Source organism: Candidatus Pseudothioglobus sp. Uisw_086 (genome assembly GCF_048085745.1).
Taxonomy (GTDB): Bacteria; Pseudomonadota; Gammaproteobacteria; order PS1; family Pseudothioglobaceae; genus Pseudothioglobus.
The window spans coordinates 1,350,517-1,364,795 of the sequence record NZ_CP159803.1 but is presented as its reverse complement, the minus strand read 5'-3'; the positions used below and the strand labels follow the sequence as shown (position 1 = coordinate 1,364,795).

At 36.0% G+C, this 14,279-nt stretch carries 15 protein-coding genes; 13 read left to right on the top strand and 2 right to left on the bottom strand.

Going from position 1 to position 14,279, the window contains the following annotated elements; all coding sequences use genetic code 11:
• Positions 1–17: 17 nt before the first annotated feature.
• The 13 genes from ABXT49_RS06860 (at position 18) to ABXT49_RS06800 (ending at position 12,571) form a co-directional block, all read left to right on the top strand.
• Complete coding sequence (locus ABXT49_RS06860; protein WP_416653549.1) at positions 18–1,028, top strand: alpha/beta fold hydrolase; 1,011 nt, start codon at positions 18–20, stop codon at positions 1,026–1,028.
• 8 nt (positions 1,029–1,036) lie between these two features.
• On the top strand, positions 1,037–1,372 hold the full coding sequence (locus ABXT49_RS06855) for a tRNA-binding protein (RefSeq protein WP_416651430.1): 336 nt from the start codon (positions 1,037–1,039) through the stop codon (positions 1,370–1,372).
• 273 nt (positions 1,373–1,645) lie between these two features.
• On the top strand, positions 1,646–2,956 hold the full coding sequence (locus ABXT49_RS06850; protein ID WP_416651428.1) for an ABC transporter substrate-binding protein: 1,311 nt from the start codon (positions 1,646–1,648) through the stop codon (positions 2,954–2,956).
• Positions 2,957–3,036: 80 nt separating this feature from the next.
• Positions 3,037–3,897, top strand: coding sequence for a carbohydrate ABC transporter permease (locus ABXT49_RS06845; protein WP_416651426.1), 861 nt, complete (start codon positions 3,037–3,039; stop codon positions 3,895–3,897).
• A 17-nt stretch (positions 3,898–3,914) separates the two neighbouring features.
• A complete protein-coding gene (locus tag ABXT49_RS06840; protein ID WP_416653548.1) occupies positions 3,915–4,730 on the top strand; it encodes a carbohydrate ABC transporter permease in 816 nt (271 codons plus the stop codon).
• Positions 4,727–5,515 (top strand): SDR family oxidoreductase, encoded by a 789-nt coding sequence (locus ABXT49_RS06835; protein WP_416651424.1) that lies wholly within the window; start codon positions 4,727–4,729, stop codon positions 5,513–5,515. Before ABXT49_RS06840 ends, ABXT49_RS06835 begins: the two co-directional genes overlap by 4 nt.
• Before the next feature lie 8 nt (positions 5,516–5,523).
• Positions 5,524–6,408, top strand: coding sequence for an AraC family transcriptional regulator (locus ABXT49_RS06830; RefSeq protein ID WP_416651422.1), 885 nt, complete (start codon positions 5,524–5,526; stop codon positions 6,406–6,408).
• A gap of 4 nt (positions 6,409–6,412) precedes the next feature.
• Positions 6,413–7,846, top strand: a complete 1,434-nt coding sequence (locus ABXT49_RS06825) for a mannitol dehydrogenase family protein (protein ID WP_416651420.1) — start codon at positions 6,413–6,415, stop codon at positions 7,844–7,846.
• Positions 7,847–7,878: 32 nt separating this feature from the next.
• Positions 7,879–8,874, top strand: coding sequence for an ABC transporter ATP-binding protein (locus ABXT49_RS06820; protein ID WP_416651418.1), 996 nt, complete (start codon positions 7,879–7,881; stop codon positions 8,872–8,874).
• Positions 8,875–8,980: 106 nt separating this feature from the next.
• Positions 8,981–9,904 carry a carbohydrate kinase family protein gene (locus ABXT49_RS06815; RefSeq protein WP_416651416.1) on the top strand — a complete coding sequence of 308 codons (924 nt, stop codon included), beginning with the start codon at positions 8,981–8,983 and terminating at the stop codon, positions 9,902–9,904.
• Between the two features lie 121 nt (positions 9,905–10,025).
• The gene (locus tag ABXT49_RS06810; RefSeq protein ID WP_416651414.1) at positions 10,026–10,949 is read left to right on the top strand and encodes an ATP-binding cassette domain-containing protein; all 924 of its coding nucleotides are present in this window, start codon (positions 10,026–10,028) and stop codon (positions 10,947–10,949) included.
• Positions 10,949–11,710 (top strand): ABC transporter permease, encoded by a 762-nt coding sequence (locus ABXT49_RS06805; protein ID WP_416651412.1) that lies wholly within the window; start codon positions 10,949–10,951, stop codon positions 11,708–11,710. The genes ABXT49_RS06810 and ABXT49_RS06805 overlap by 1 nt, the downstream gene beginning before the upstream one ends.
• Before the next feature lie 18 nt (positions 11,711–11,728).
• A complete protein-coding gene (locus ABXT49_RS06800; RefSeq protein ID WP_416651410.1) occupies positions 11,729–12,571 on the top strand; it encodes an MOSC domain-containing protein in 843 nt (280 codons plus the stop codon).
• A 21-nt stretch (positions 12,572–12,592) separates the two neighbouring features.
• On the opposite strand, the gene bioC is transcribed toward ABXT49_RS06800, so the two are convergent.
• Positions 12,593–13,378 (bottom strand): malonyl-ACP O-methyltransferase BioC, encoded by a 786-nt coding sequence (bioC, locus tag ABXT49_RS06795; protein ID WP_416651408.1) that lies wholly within the window; start codon positions 13,376–13,378, stop codon positions 12,593–12,595.
• Positions 13,366–14,274, bottom strand: a complete 909-nt coding sequence (locus tag ABXT49_RS06790) for a metal ABC transporter solute-binding protein, Zn/Mn family (RefSeq protein ID WP_416651406.1) — start codon at positions 14,272–14,274, stop codon at positions 13,366–13,368. Before ABXT49_RS06790 ends, bioC begins: the two co-directional genes overlap by 13 nt.
• Between the last annotated feature and the right edge of the window lie 5 nt (positions 14,275–14,279).

The window sequence follows — 14,279 nt, the reverse complement described above, 5'->3', positions numbered from 1 at the left end:
TATAATGAAACTTTGTGATGGATTATGAAAAGTTTGAGCTAGGTGATGTTTCTCTTTTATCAGGAGAGGAGTTAAATTCAGCCTTTTTAATTTACAAAACTTATGGAAAGCTGAATAAAGATAACGATAATGTTGTTGTTATGCCTACTTTTTACACTGGCTCACATCAAAGAAATGAAGGCTTTTTTGGTGAAGGTAGGGCAATTGATCCGGCAAAACATTTTATTGTTTCAATTAACTTATTTGGAAACGGACTCTCCTCTTCACCGAGTAATTCAAAATCGCCTCAAGATGGCCCAAGATTCCCGCGTATCTCTCTTTGGGATAATATTGCTTGTCAGTACAAGCTATTAAAAGAGCATTTAGGTGTCGAGAAAATTGCGCTAGTTACTGGCTGGTCAATGGCAGGTTGTCAGGCTTATCAATGGGCTGCACAGTACCCTGATTTTGTTAAAGCAATCTTGCCTTTTTGTGCTTCAGCTAAAACATCCCCTCATAATCATGTATTTCTGGAAGGGGTAAAGGCGGCACTTTGTGCGGACCAAAATTGGAATAATGGTGATTATTCTTCTCCTCCAGTTGCTGGCCTTAAGGCATTTGCAAGAGTTTACGCAGGTTGGGCATTTTCACAAACTTTTTATCGTAACTCTCTATATAAAGAGATTGGATACGACTCCTTAGAAGATTTACTTGTCGATTGGGAGGAAGATCATTCTAAGAATTGGGATGCCAATAATCTCCTTTGTAAGCTTGATACTTGGCAGACTAGTGATATCAGTGTTGGCCCAATATATAATGGAAACATAGAGATGGCGTTAAATGCTATTAAGGCCAAAACTATCTTGATGCCCTGTATGCATGATCTTTACTTCCCACCTGAAGATAATGAAATTGAAGCAGGCTATATAAATGGTGCTGATTTTCGACCATTTAATTCTCCATGGGGACACTGTGCAGCAAACCCTGGAAATGATCCTGACTTTACAGCTGAACTTGAGCGTGCCATTAATGAATTACTCGAAGAATAAAGGTTGAGATGACAATTACATGGAAAGATTTCGAAAAAGTTGACATACGGATTGGCACTATTGTTGAGGTTGAGGATTTTCCCGAAGCAAGAAATCCAGCCTTCATATTGCATGTTGATTTTGGAGTAGAAATTGGATTAAAAAAATCAAGCTCTCAAATTACAGATCTTTATACCAAGAATCAATTGCAAGGTAAACAAGTTATGGCAGTTGTAAATTTTGAACCAAAACAAGTGGGACCTATTATGAGTGAATGTTTGGTGCTAGGATTTTATCGCCAAGATAACTCAGTTGTTTTGGCCACAAATGACCTACCTATTAATAATGGTTCTCGGCTTTTATAATAGACTTACGATCTAATTCTTTACTGATACTAATCCAACCAATAAATATAGAAATATTCAGTATTGAATCTAATTTGTATCATAATGGTTTTAAACTATAATCTATTAGAAAGTAATTGTTTTTTGTATCACTTTGAGCCATAATAGTATTATATAAACAATATAGTATTAGTTTTAGGCTTTTTTACATTAGATTTGTATAATATTGAGGTGTATATTCCTAATTTCATAACTGGGTTTTCAGCTATGTTAAATAATGGAAGGGAGAAATAAATGAAGAAAAATATAAAAATCTTGGCCGGTAGTGCGATTCTTGCTGTTGCAAGTTCTGCTGCTGTTCAAGCTGGCGAGTTAACAGTCGCTACAGTGAATAATGGTCATATGATCACTATGCAAAGTCTAACAGGACACTTTGAAAAAGATAATCCAGGAATTAAAGTTAACTGGGTGACTTTAGATGAGGGTACGTTGCGTCAACGCGTAACAACAGACATTGCTACTAAAGGTGGTCAGTTTGATGTTATGACAATTGGTATGTATGAAGCTCCAATGTGGGGTGCAAAAGGTTGGTTACATTCTTTAGAGTTTGGCTCTAGTTATGATGTAGACGATCTTCTACCTGCAATGCGAAATGGATTATCAGCTAATGGTAACTTATATGCAGCACCATTTTATGGTGAGAGCTCTATGATTATGTATCGTAAGGACTTGTTAGATGCAGCTGGTATGAGTATGCCTGATAACCCTACTTGGGGTCACGTCCAAGACGCAGCAGCAGCAATGACTGATAAAGCTAATGGTGTTTATGGTATCTGTCTTCGTGGTAAGCCAGGTTGGGGTGACAATATGGCATTCTTAACTACAATGGCTAACTCGTTTGGTGCGAGATGGTTTGATGAAGAGTGGAAACCTCAGCTTGATTCACCAGCTTGGAATCATGCAGTTAATTTCTATGTTGATTTATTAACTCATTATGGTCCTCCAGGATCATCAGGTAATAGCTTTAATGAGATCCTAGCTTTGATTAACGAAGGTAAGTGTGGTATGTGGATTGATGCAACTATTGCGGCTTCTTTTGTATCAGACCCAAGTCAATCTAAAGTTGCTGATGTAATTGCTTATGCACAAAGTCCAGTAGCTGTAACCCATCGTGGTGCTAACTGGTTATGGGCATGGGCTCTAGCTGTTCCAGCTGGAACACAGCAATCTGATGATGCTCTTAAGTTTGTTGAGTGGGCTACTTCTAAAGAATACATTAATCTTGTAGGCGAAGAGAAGGGCTGGGGAAGTGTTCCTACAGGCACACGTTCAAGCACTTACAAAAATATGAAATTCCTAGCTGCAGCAAATTTTGCTGAAGCGGAAATGAAAGCTATTTTGTCGGCTGATCCTTCAAACAGTACGCAAGAACCAACACCATACCAAGGTGTTCAGTTTGCATCAATTCCTGAGTTTCAGGCTATTGGTACTGCTGTAGGCCAACAAATGAGTGCTGCTTTGGCAGGTACGATTTCTGTTGAAGATGCTCTTGCTGCATCGCAAAAAGCGGCAGAAAGAGAAATGATTAAGGCCGGTTACTACTAGAGAGTAATAACCATTTAAACGGGTCAGTTTTGCTATAAAAACTGGCCCGTTTTTTTTAATATCTACTGGGGTTTTTTTTGATGAAGTTCAGCATTTCAAAAGCATTACAAGCTCCAAGTGTCATTCTTCTTCTTCTGTGGATGATTGTCCCACTAAGCATGACAATATATTTTTCATTCATGCGTTACAACTTGCTTTATCCAGAGCGCTATGGATTTAATGGGCTTTCGAATTACGATTTCTTTTTAACAGATCCAGCATTATTTAGCGCAGTCACAAACAGTATTACTTTGGTTGGAAGTATTATTGCAATATCAGTCATTTTAGGCCTAGGAATTGCTTTGTTATTACAAGAAACCTTTAAAGGCCGAGGGATTGTAAGGGTTTTACTAATATCTCCTTTTTTCATAATGCCGACAGTCAATGCGTTGATTTGGAAGAACATGTTTATGAATCCGGTTTATGGCCTTTTTGCATTCGTCAGTGGAATTTTTGGCTGGCCAGTTGTTGACTTCTTATCAGACTTTCCTTTATTGTCAATTATTATTATGTTGAGCTGGCAATGGACTCCATTTGCTTTACTTATTTTTATGACTTCACTCCAATCTATGGATACAGAGCAGGTTGAGGCTGCTGAACTTGAAGGTGCTGGCTTTTGGTCAAAGTTTCGTTATCTAACCTTGCCACATTTGGGCAGAGCTATTGGTGTTGTTGTAATGATTCAGGCTATTTTTCATCTCTCAATTTTTGCAGAAATTTTTGTGACAACCGGTGGTGGACCCGGTTATGACAGTACAAATACAACTTTTTTAATTTTTACTCAAGCACTTCTTCAATTTGATGTTGGCGTTGCTTCCGCAGGAGGCGTTTTTGCAATTGTGGTTGCTAACATTATTGCTTATTTCTTAATTAAGACAGTTGCTAAGGGAATGGCTAAATGAACATAAGTTATAGAAATATGAAAAAAATAAAGCACCAATCGAGGATATTGGCTTGCTGGACTTTAGCTATAATTTTCTTTTTTCCTATTTTTTGGATGGTTCTAACGAGTTTTAAAACTGAGCTTCAAGCAATCTCCATTCCACCACTTTTCATTTTTGAGCCAACTTTTGAAAATTTTTCAATTGTCCAGGAAAGAAGTGATTATTTTAAGTATGCCACTAACTCGCTAATTACTTCTTTTGGTGCAACAATTTTTGCGCTAATTATCGCTGTGCCTAGCGCATATTCAATGGCATTTTTCCCTGGAAAATATACGAAAGATATTTTACTTTGGATGCTATCTACCAAGATGCTTCCAGCTGTTGGTGTTCTTATGCCTATTTACTTACTAGCTGATGCAGCTGGCTTGCTAGATACCAAAACTGTTTTAATAATTATCTTTGCAATGATGAATTTACCAATTATTATGTGGCTATTATTTTCATATTTTAAGGAAATACCAAGTGAAATTCTTGAGGCTAGTAGGATGGATGGGTGTAGCACATTTGATGAATTAAGACATATTGTACTCCCTCTTTCTTGGGGTGGTGTTGCTTCAGCTGGTCTTCTAAGTATTGTTTTATGTTGGAATGAGGCATTTTGGGCAATTAATCTAACTGCTGGAGATGCTGGCACCTTGACAGCGTTGATTGCTTCATATTCAAGCCCAGAAGGATTATTTTGGGCAAAACTTTCTGCCGCTTCAACACTTGCATGCGCACCTATTATTGTATTTGGGTGGTTCTGTCAAAAACAGCTAGTTCAGGGCTTAACATTTGGAGCTGTGAAATGATGAATAAAAAACAATACTCAGGGCCTAATTTATCAGAAGCCATTATTCTTGTTACAGGCGCTAATGGAGGCATTGGATTTGACATTGTAAAGTCTGCATTAAAATCTGGAGCTACAGTTCTAGGAACTGATGTAGTAATTAGTAAAGACCTTGAAGAATTACACCCAAATGCTTGCTTAGAATTAAGAGCTTATGACCTTTCTAAAGATAATCATCTTGAAGAGTGCCTTTTATGGGCAGATTCACTGGGAGTCAATGTACTCATTAATAATGCTGCAATTTTTGATATGGCTCCTTTATTGGAGGCAGATCTTGAGCAGTTTGATAAGTTATTTGCGGTGAATGTTAGGGCTATGTTTGCGATGATGCAGGGAGTTGCTAAGAGTTTAGTTTCGCGAAATGAAAAAGGTGTGATTATTAATTTTTCAAGTCAAGCGGGTAGGCGTGGGGAAGCTTTGGTTTCTCATTATTGCGCTACAAAGGCAGCAGTAATAAGTTACACGCAATCTGCCGCATTGGCTTTAGCGCAGAAAGGAATTAGGGTGAATGCAGTAGCGCCAGGCGTTATTGATACTCCAATGTGGGATAAAGTTGATACATTATTTGCTAAATATGAGGATCTTGATATTGGAGAAAAGAAAAAAAAGATTGGAAAATCTGTCCCACTAGGTCGGTTTGGGACTCCATCAGATGTAACTGGAGTTGTATTATTTCTAGCCTCTAACCAATCTAAATATATTACAGGTCAAACTATCAATGTTGATGGTGGCAATGTTTTAAGTTAAGGAAAAGTATGTCAATAATAGATAGAATAAAACCAGAGTTTGAAATCGTTGATAAAGTAGAGACGATTCGGTATTTAGAGCATGGCTGGCCCACAGCGCTTTGTCGCTGGCATGCGCATGAAGAGTATGAGCTGCATTTAGTTGTAAAAACTTCAGGTAAGGTTTTTGTAGGTGATTATGTTGGACAATTTTCACCTGGATCTTTATTTTTGACTGGACCTAACTTGCCACATAATTGGGTCACTGAAGAGAGTTCAAGTAATCTAGTCCCATTAAGAGATATGTTGATTCAATTTAATCACGAAACATTGAAAAAGGCATTTACAGCGTTTCCTGAATTTGTGGAATTAGATCATCTTTTAGAGTCATCACGCTCTGGCATTGAATTCAAGAATTATGATCCAGAACTTGCCAAAAAACACTTAGAGTTAATACGTGATAGTCAGGGTATGAAAAGACTGTTGTATTTTTTAAATTTTCTTCATGAACTTAATGAATGGTCAGAAAAAGTAACGTTATCACTAACTAAATTAAATCCTAGCTTATCTTCAAGTAGTCAACATCGCATTAATGAAGTTGTGAATTATGTAATAGATAACTACAGAAATAACATTTCATTAGTCGAGGCGGCAAAAATTGCAAATATGAGTGAGAGTGCATTCTCAAGATACTTTATGAAAACAACAGGAAATCGATTTTCAGAATTTGTCTCAAGAATTAGATTAGGAAGGGCATGCGTTATGCTCTATGAAACCGATAAAAATATTTCAACTATAGCCTTTGCATCTGGCTATAACAATCTTGCTAATTTTAATAGACAGTTTGTTAAATTAAAAGGTATGACGCCAAGAGAATACAGAAAGACAGCATATAAAGGATTAATAAGTGAATAAAGGTATGACAAAAAACATAAATGAGAGTAATTCTCTAGTTAAAGCTAGTTTTGAACCTGCCAACTGCAAGGTTGGAGTAATTCATATTGGTGTGGGAAATTTTCATAGGGCGCATCAAGCAGTATATTTTAATAATATCTTAAAGAACGCAAGTTCAAACAATTGGGGTATTGCTGGAATCAATCTAAGGAAAGAGCAGAGTAAATTAATTATGGATTTGAAAAAATCCAATAATAGCTATATCTTAAAGACTGTCTCTGCAGCTGGAGAAGCTAGGCATGAAGAGATAAAATCAATTATAGAGTTATATGATTGGGAGATTGATGATAGAGAAATTCAACATCTTTTTTCATCTAGCAATGTTCAGTTGGTAACAACTACGGTTACTGAAAGTGGTTATTATTTTGATAAAGATAAGCAATTAAAAATAACAACGAAAGATATTCAAAATGATCTAAATGGAGGTACACCATTAACTATTTTTGGGGCCCTTGCAAAAGGTTTGAGAGTAAGAATGGAAAGTAATGGTCTGCCAATAACTATTGCGTGCTGTGACAATATTCAAGAAAATGGCATTATGTTAAAACATTGCTTTAATCAGTATTTAAATGAATTAGGCGATGAAGTTTTATTAGATTGGGTTTCAAAAAATACCAGTTTTCCATCTAGTATGGTTGATAGAATTACACCTAAAGTTAACGCCAAAGAGCTACTAAAAATTCAAGAATCTTTTAGTCGAAGTGAAGACTGTTCAGTTATCTCTGAAGACTTCATTCAATGGGTAATTGAAGATAAATTTTCTGGAAAAAAACCCCCTCTAAGTTCTGTTGGAGTTGAAATTGTTGATGATATAGAGCCCTATGAAAATACAAAAATTCGTATCTTGAATGGGGGGCATACTGCTCTTGCTTATCTTGGTGTTTTGCAAGGATATAAAACTTATGATCAAGCTTTAAGTGACCCTGAGTTGTCTAATTTTTTTGACTCAATACAAGTTAAAGAAATTATTTCATCTTTGCCAATAGAGCCTTCAATTAATTATTTAGATTACTTATCTACAACTAAGAGAAGGTTTGGAAATCAAAATTTACCTGACTCTTTGTCAAGAATTTGCATGGATGGAGGCTCTAAGTTCCCTATATTTTTATTGCCAGTCATCGAGTGGCATTTATCAAAAGGAGAGACTCCTGAGTTCTCATTAAAGGCTATTGCAAGTTGGTATATTTTTCTATGTCAAGTGATTACTAATAAGGTAACTTTTGAATATGTTGAGCCAAAATGGAGCATGTTAACTCCTTTTTTAGTCGAAGGTGGTGAGCTTGGCTTTGCAAAAGACTCAGAACTTTGGGGAGATATTCCACAAAAGTACCCAGACTTTGTTGATGGAGTCATTAAAGAAATTCAAGCAATGAAAGAACAATATCAGATTAATTTTTAAAATGTTATTAGGCGTATACGAGGAGAGTAATTTTGGCTGAAATTAAATTAGAATCAATACATAAAAATTTTGATGAAGTAAGTGTCATTAAGGGTGTTGATATTGAAATTCATGATGGAGAGTTTGTTGTTTTTGTGGGGCCATCTGGCTCAGGTAAATCTACTTTACTAAGAATGATTGCTGGTCTTGAGGATATAAGTTCAGGACTCTTAATGATTGATGGTGAAGAAATGAATGATGTGCCACCATCTAAAAGAGAGTTGGCTATGGTATTTCAATCCTATGCTTTGTATCCTCATATGAGTGTCTTTGATAACTTAGCTTTTGGACTTAAATTGGCAAAGGTAAATAAAAGTGAAATTAAAGAGCGCGTTGCGAAGGTGGCTGAAGTCTTACAAATTCATGATTATTTAGAGAGGCTTCCTAAACAATTATCTGGTGGGCAGCGACAACGAGTTGCTATTGGTAGGGCAATTATTAGGGAGCCTAAAGTTTTTTTATTTGATGAGCCTCTATCTAACTTAGACGCAGCTTTAAGGTCTGATATGAGAGTTGAGCTTGCAGAGCTTCATGAAAAGCTTAGTGCTACAATAATTTATGTAACGCATGATCAAATTGAAGCTATGACTCTTGCTGATAAAATTGTTGTTCTGAATAATGGGTTGGTTGAGCAAATTGATACTCCCACTGAACTCTACAATAATCCAAAAACTGAATTTGTTGCAGGCTTTATTGGGTCTCCAACTATGAATTTTTTAAGAGGTGATATAGTTGATAAAAGTGGTGCAGAGGTTTATGGAGTAAGGCCAGAACACATTTCACTTTCTCCTAATAAGGGCAAAATAAAGTGTACTTTGAAGCATTTAGAGAATCTAGGTGCAGATACCTTATATTATATGCAGTCAGAAGATTATCAGCAAATTACAGTTAGAGTCGAAGGTATGGGCTCCCATAAAAAAGGTGAAATATTGTTTTTAGATTATGATGAAGCTAATGTGCATATGTTTAAAGATGGAAAACGAGTTTAATTTAACTAATTAAAACCATCTAGATTGTTTGTATAAAATTAGTTGACTTACTTGTTGCTATATTTAGTATTCAATTTTTATAATGTAACCTTTAAATAAGTTTTTCATGATAATTTGTGCTGGTGAATCTTTAATTGATATGGTGTCTTTTTTAGGTGAGGTTGAATATACTCCTCATGTCGGTGGAAGTAACTTTAATTCTGCAATTGCTCTTGGTCGTTTAGGTGCCAATAGTTATTATTTTGGCGCTGTGTCAAATGATAACTATGGAAAGCTAATAGAAGATTCCCTTAAAAACTCTAATGTCAGAGAAGAATTCATTATAAAAACTAACCGGCCAACCACTCTTGCCTATGCAGATGTGGTTAATGGTATTGCAGAATATACATTTGTTGATGAACATTCAGCTGGACGAATGCTAGATAAGGCTAGTTTAAAGCCTTTTTTGAGTAGAGTGATGAAGGCAAAAGCATTATTGGTTGGAGGGATTAGTCTTCAAGCGGAGCCTTGTGGATCAAGCTGGCAGTGGTTAGTTGAGCAAATCTCTGGCCATTTACCAATTTATTTTGATGCAAATATCAGGCCTGATTTTATTGAGGTTAAAAATGATTACGTAAACCGTTTCAAAAAACTTACTTCAAAAGTTGACATAATAAAAATTTCTGAAGACGATTATCGTTACCTTTTTGGTGCACAGGATTTTAAAGAAGTTAGCAAAGAGTGGCTCAAGAATGGCGTTAAATTAGTTATCTTGACATTAGGTGGAAATGGATCAAAGGTAATTTTTAATGGTGGCAAAGAAGTATATGTCAAGAGTAACCAAGTTGAAGTTGTCGATACAATTGCTGCGGGCGATAGTTTTAATGGAGGTTTTCTGTTTAGTCTTGAACAGCAAGGGCTTCTTAGTAGAGATAAATTGAGTTTGATGGATGAAGCTTCTCTTAAAAAAACACTCACTTTTTCAAATCAAGTTGCAAGCTTAACTGTTATGAAGAAAGGTGCAAATCCGCCTTGGCTTAATGAGATTTAAATAGCCTTGAAGATTAGATCTATTTATGACAATTTATCAAGAGTCTGTTTTCAATATTTAAGGCAATACATTCTTAGTGAAAGGTTAAAATACTTTTTTCGATTCCCCCGATTAGATATCAATGCAAACAATTATTTCAATTAAGAATTTATCAAAAGTTTATGATTCTGGCTTTAATGCTTTGAAAAGTATTAATTTAGACATAAATACAGGCGAAATATTGGGACTCTTGGGTCCAAATGGAGCTGGCAAAACAACTTTAATTTCAACAATATGTGGAATCGTTTCTCCAACCTCTGGCGAAGTCACTGTTGATGGCTTTGATATTATTAAAGATTTTAGAAAAACACGATCAATAATTGGCCTTGTACCACAGGAGCTAACTCTTGGATCATTTGATACGGTTTGGGGGACAGTTCGGTTTAGTAGGGGTTTGTTTGGAGCTAAGAGAGATGATGCTTATCTTGAAGAGCTCTTAAAAGACTTATCTCTTTTTGATAAAAAAGATTCTGAAATTAGAATGCTTTCTGGAGGAATGAAGAGGCGAGTTCTAATTGCTAAAGCACTCTCTCACAACCCTAAAATACTGTTTCTCGATGAGCCTACTGCGGGCGTTGATGTTGAGCTACGCAAGGATTTATGGAAGATTGTTAATGTGTTGAAATCTAAAGGCGTTACCATAATTTTGACGACTCACTATATTGAGGAAGCTGAAGAGTTAGCTGATAGGATCGGAGTTATTAGTAATGGTGAACTTTTACTCGTTGAGAAAAAAGCGCATTTGATGGAAACTCTTGGAAAAAAGCAGTTAATTGTTGAGCTAAAAGAGTCACTTTCCAAAGTACCTTCTTCTCTTGATAAGCACAATATTGAGATTTCTGAAGATGGTATGCATATTTCATACACGTATATTGTTAAAGATGAAGAAACTGACATGTCTGAGGTACTCCAGGAAATTACAAATTCTGGATTGCATATAAAAGACCTTAAAATTGTTCAGAGCTCACTTGAAGATATATTTGTAGACTTAGTTAAGGAAAAATAATGAATTTAATGGCAATCAAAGTAATTTATTTAAACGAGATGATGCGTTTCTGGAATACACTTTTTCAGAGTGTCGCCTCTCCAGTAATATCAACAGCTCTATATTTTGTAGTCTTTGGCTCAGCAATTGGTTCAAGGATTGAAAATATTGATGGCATTTCTTATGGGCTTTTTATTGTTCCGGGCCTGACAATGCTCTCTGTATTAACCCAAAGCATCTCAAATGCATCTTTTGGTATCTTTTTTCCAAAATTTACAGGCACGATTTATGAGCTTTTATCTGCCCCTGTCTCATTCTATGAGACTTTAATCGGTTATGTTGGAGCCGCTGCGACTAAGTCATTAATTTTGGCAACTATCATTTTACTTACGGCTAACCTCTTTGTTGATTTGAATATTGCGCATCCAATCTGGATGTTGAGTTTTTTAGTTTTGACCTGTGTGGCATTTAGTTTATTTGGCTTTATCATTGGTTTATGGGCCGATAACTTTGAAAAGCTTCAAATAATCCCACTTTTAATTATTACTCCACTAGTATTTTTAGGCGGAAGTTTTTATTCAATCAGTATGCTCCCACCCGTATGGCAGAAGGTCACTTTATTTAACCCTGTTCTTTATTTGGTGAGTGGGTTCCGTTGGAGTTTCTTTGAAATTTCAGATGTCGGAGTCGGAGTGAGCCTACTAATGGTTTTACTTTTCTTAAGTATTTGTATTGCTATAATAGCCTGGATGTTCAACACTGGTTATAAGTTAAAACAGTAAGCTAAATTCAGGGGCTTTATGGTTCAAATTACTGATCTATTTATCTATCCTGTTAAATCACTCAAAGGTATTGCCCTAGAAGAGTCAATGACTGCGCTTCGCGGTCTTCAGTATGATCGTGAATGGATGTTAACTACTATTGATTACGAATTTATTACTCAGCGCGAAATCGAGTCGATGTCAACGATCGAAGTGAGTATTGATTCAAGCGCTTTAACGCTAAGCTCAAAGAATAACACTAAACATAATATTCCTTTGGATTCAATTAAATCTGAGCCAATTAAGGCATCTGTTTGGGGCGATATTTGTGATGCCTATGACGAGGGTGATGATGTTTCATTATGGCTAACTAGCGTCTTAGGTCAGTATAAAGGTAAGTCTCTGAGGCTTGTGAGGTTTGCCAGTCAAGGACTCCGCCCAGTGCCCTCTAAGTATCTTGAAGGTATGGAGGCTCAGAGTGCATTTTCGGATCAATTTCCCTATCTAATAACTTCATGGGAGTCTCTAGATAAGCTGAATAAAGGCCTCATTAATAATGGCTCTCAAGCGGCTAAAATGGATCGCTTTAGGCCTAATATTGTTGTCAAAGGTATTGAAGACCTTGAGAAAATAACATCTCAAAATTTTTCATGCCAGCAAAGTGGGTATAGCTTTGGACTAAGAAAGCCCTGTAAGCGCTGCAAAATTATTACGATTAACCAAGATGATGGGAAAATTGATAACCCAAAAGAGCCTTTAGCAACGCTAACTTCTCTGAGGTTTAGTGATGAGATAAATGGTGCATTTTTTGGACAAAATGCGATTTTGTTATCGACGAAAAATTACATTCTTAAAGTGGGTGATGAGCTTTCAATTGGCTAGTTTAGATAGCGCTATTCTGGTTTAATTCTCCAGTGAAATAGCGCCAAGCTTGTTTTCGTTTTTCCAGGCATGTCCATAAATTACTTCGTAGGTTGCTGGCAGTTTTCCATCAGAGCGATAGCTTTCGTACATCTCTATCATTTTTTTAAATTTAGTTTTCCCTGTGAGCGCTTTTGATCGGCTATCTACATTTTGCGCACCAATTGATTTCAGGTCATGCATTAAGTCAAGCACTTTTTCATAGGTGAGGGTTATATTCTCCATTTCCATTATTGGGCTTTGAAAGCCTGATTGAAGCATCTGGTCGCCTATATCATGCATGTCAATAAAATCATTAACGTGTGCGCTACTATCAACTACCGACCAGCTCCGTTTAAGCTCCTTTAGAGTATCTGGCCCAAAGGTAGTGAAAAGAATTAAGCCCTCAGGCTTGAGAACTCTAAAGCATTCATTAAAAAGTGCTTTTAAATCAGGACACCACTGCATCATTAAGTTAGAAACAATAAAGTCAATGCTGTTGGATGCAAACGGTAGTTCGTAGGCATTTGCACAAACCTTTAAGTTTTGAGAATTTTTTAAAAGGGATTGTTGTGCAAAATCTACACAAATTAGATTTGCATTTGGAAATATTTCAGCTGTTTTATTACTAAGAAGTCCAGTACCAGAACCAAGATCAATTATTATTTGAGGCTTAATTGAAATGACTTTCAATTTTTCAGCCAGTCTATTTGCTATTTCACTTTGAAGAAAAGCATTATCATCATAATTGCTAGCGGCGCCATTAAAAGTGCTTCTTATTTTAGACATGAGGCCAATTGATTTGAAATTCTTTTCATTAAGTTAAAGTATTGATCAGGCCCTGCTGGATATTTAGTGCCTAGAATATCAATTTCGAATATTTTTAAGTTGAGACCTTCCGACAAGACGCTAATTTGATTAGACTTGGCCTCTTGTCCATAGAGTAGACACGAAACACTTAAATCACTCATAGCTTCCTTGGCCATAAGAGTTCTAATGATGCTCAATCTTGCCCCATGATATGGAGTTATTATAATAGGCCTTATAAGCTTCATGCTCTTTTCAAAGTACTGCGTAGTGTCTGAAAATACTGCAAACTGTGAAGTTAGAAAAGGAGCAATCTCTTTTTCTAAATCTATTTTTAGCTCCTCAAGATCAAGCATTAATTCTAGAAAATTGTTGTTATATTTATCTTCGTTGACTGAATCTATTTCAATGAGTAGTTTATTAATATGCTCGGCTATAAGTTTCATATTGTTAATATCTAGCCATAGATGTAAATCATAAATATTATCTTCATGCTCATCAGCGCCTTCATATTCCTTTGACTTAAGTATTTCAGACCTAGATTTATGGATACTGAGATTATTCAAACTAATAATTTGAAATAGTGAATCATCTTCTGTGTTTTTAATTGCTTTTCTTAATCCAGATTCAAAGTCTCCACTAATCATTATTACTAAGTCAGCATTTGCAAGCATCTGAACTTGTGATGGCTTCAAGTGAAAAGTGTGCGCTGAGTTATTTGACTTAAGTAATAGCTGTGGCTCTGCAATGCCGCTCATAAGGCTCGTCACGATACTATGAATAGGCTTAATACTGACGACGACAGACGGCGTTGATTGTGCAGCAACATTTTTGATAGCTAAAAGAAAAATAAAACTTAGTAGAAGACGATATTTCATAATAA

Bases quoted from the DNA above. Each gene is read 5' to 3' on its own strand.
- ABXT49_RS06805 (WP_416651412.1), top strand. From the start codon at position 10,949: ATGAATTTAATGGCAATCAAAGTAATTTATTTAAACGAGATGATGCGT.
- ABXT49_RS06815 (WP_416651416.1), top strand. From the start codon at position 8,981: ATGATAATTTGTGCTGGTGAATCTTTAATTGATATGGTGTCTTTTTTA.
- ABXT49_RS06860 (WP_416653549.1), top strand. From the start codon at position 18: ATGGATTATGAAAAGTTTGAGCTAGGTGATGTTTCTCTTTTATCAGGA.
- ABXT49_RS06830 (WP_416651422.1), top strand. From the start codon at position 5,524: ATGTCAATAATAGATAGAATAAAACCAGAGTTTGAAATCGTTGATAAA.
- ABXT49_RS06825 (WP_416651420.1), top strand. From the start codon at position 6,413: ATGACAAAAAACATAAATGAGAGTAATTCTCTAGTTAAAGCTAGTTTT.
- ABXT49_RS06850 (WP_416651428.1), top strand. From the start codon at position 1,646: ATGAAGAAAAATATAAAAATCTTGGCCGGTAGTGCGATTCTTGCTGTT.
- ABXT49_RS06790 (WP_416651406.1), bottom strand. From the start codon at position 14,274: ATGAAATATCGTCTTCTACTAAGTTTTATTTTTCTTTTAGCTATCAAA.
- bioC (WP_416651408.1), bottom strand. From the start codon at position 13,378: ATGTCTAAAATAAGAAGCACTTTTAATGGCGCCGCTAGCAATTATGAT.
- ABXT49_RS06855 (WP_416651430.1), top strand. From the start codon at position 1,037: ATGACAATTACATGGAAAGATTTCGAAAAAGTTGACATACGGATTGGC.
- ABXT49_RS06800 (WP_416651410.1), top strand. From the start codon at position 11,729: ATGGTTCAAATTACTGATCTATTTATCTATCCTGTTAAATCACTCAAA.
- ABXT49_RS06810 (WP_416651414.1), top strand. From the start codon at position 10,026: ATGCAAACAATTATTTCAATTAAGAATTTATCAAAAGTTTATGATTCT.
- ABXT49_RS06835 (WP_416651424.1), top strand. From the start codon at position 4,727: ATGATGAATAAAAAACAATACTCAGGGCCTAATTTATCAGAAGCCATT.
- ABXT49_RS06845 (WP_416651426.1), top strand. From the start codon at position 3,037: ATGAAGTTCAGCATTTCAAAAGCATTACAAGCTCCAAGTGTCATTCTT.
- ABXT49_RS06840 (WP_416653548.1), top strand. From the start codon at position 3,915: ATGAAAAAAATAAAGCACCAATCGAGGATATTGGCTTGCTGGACTTTA.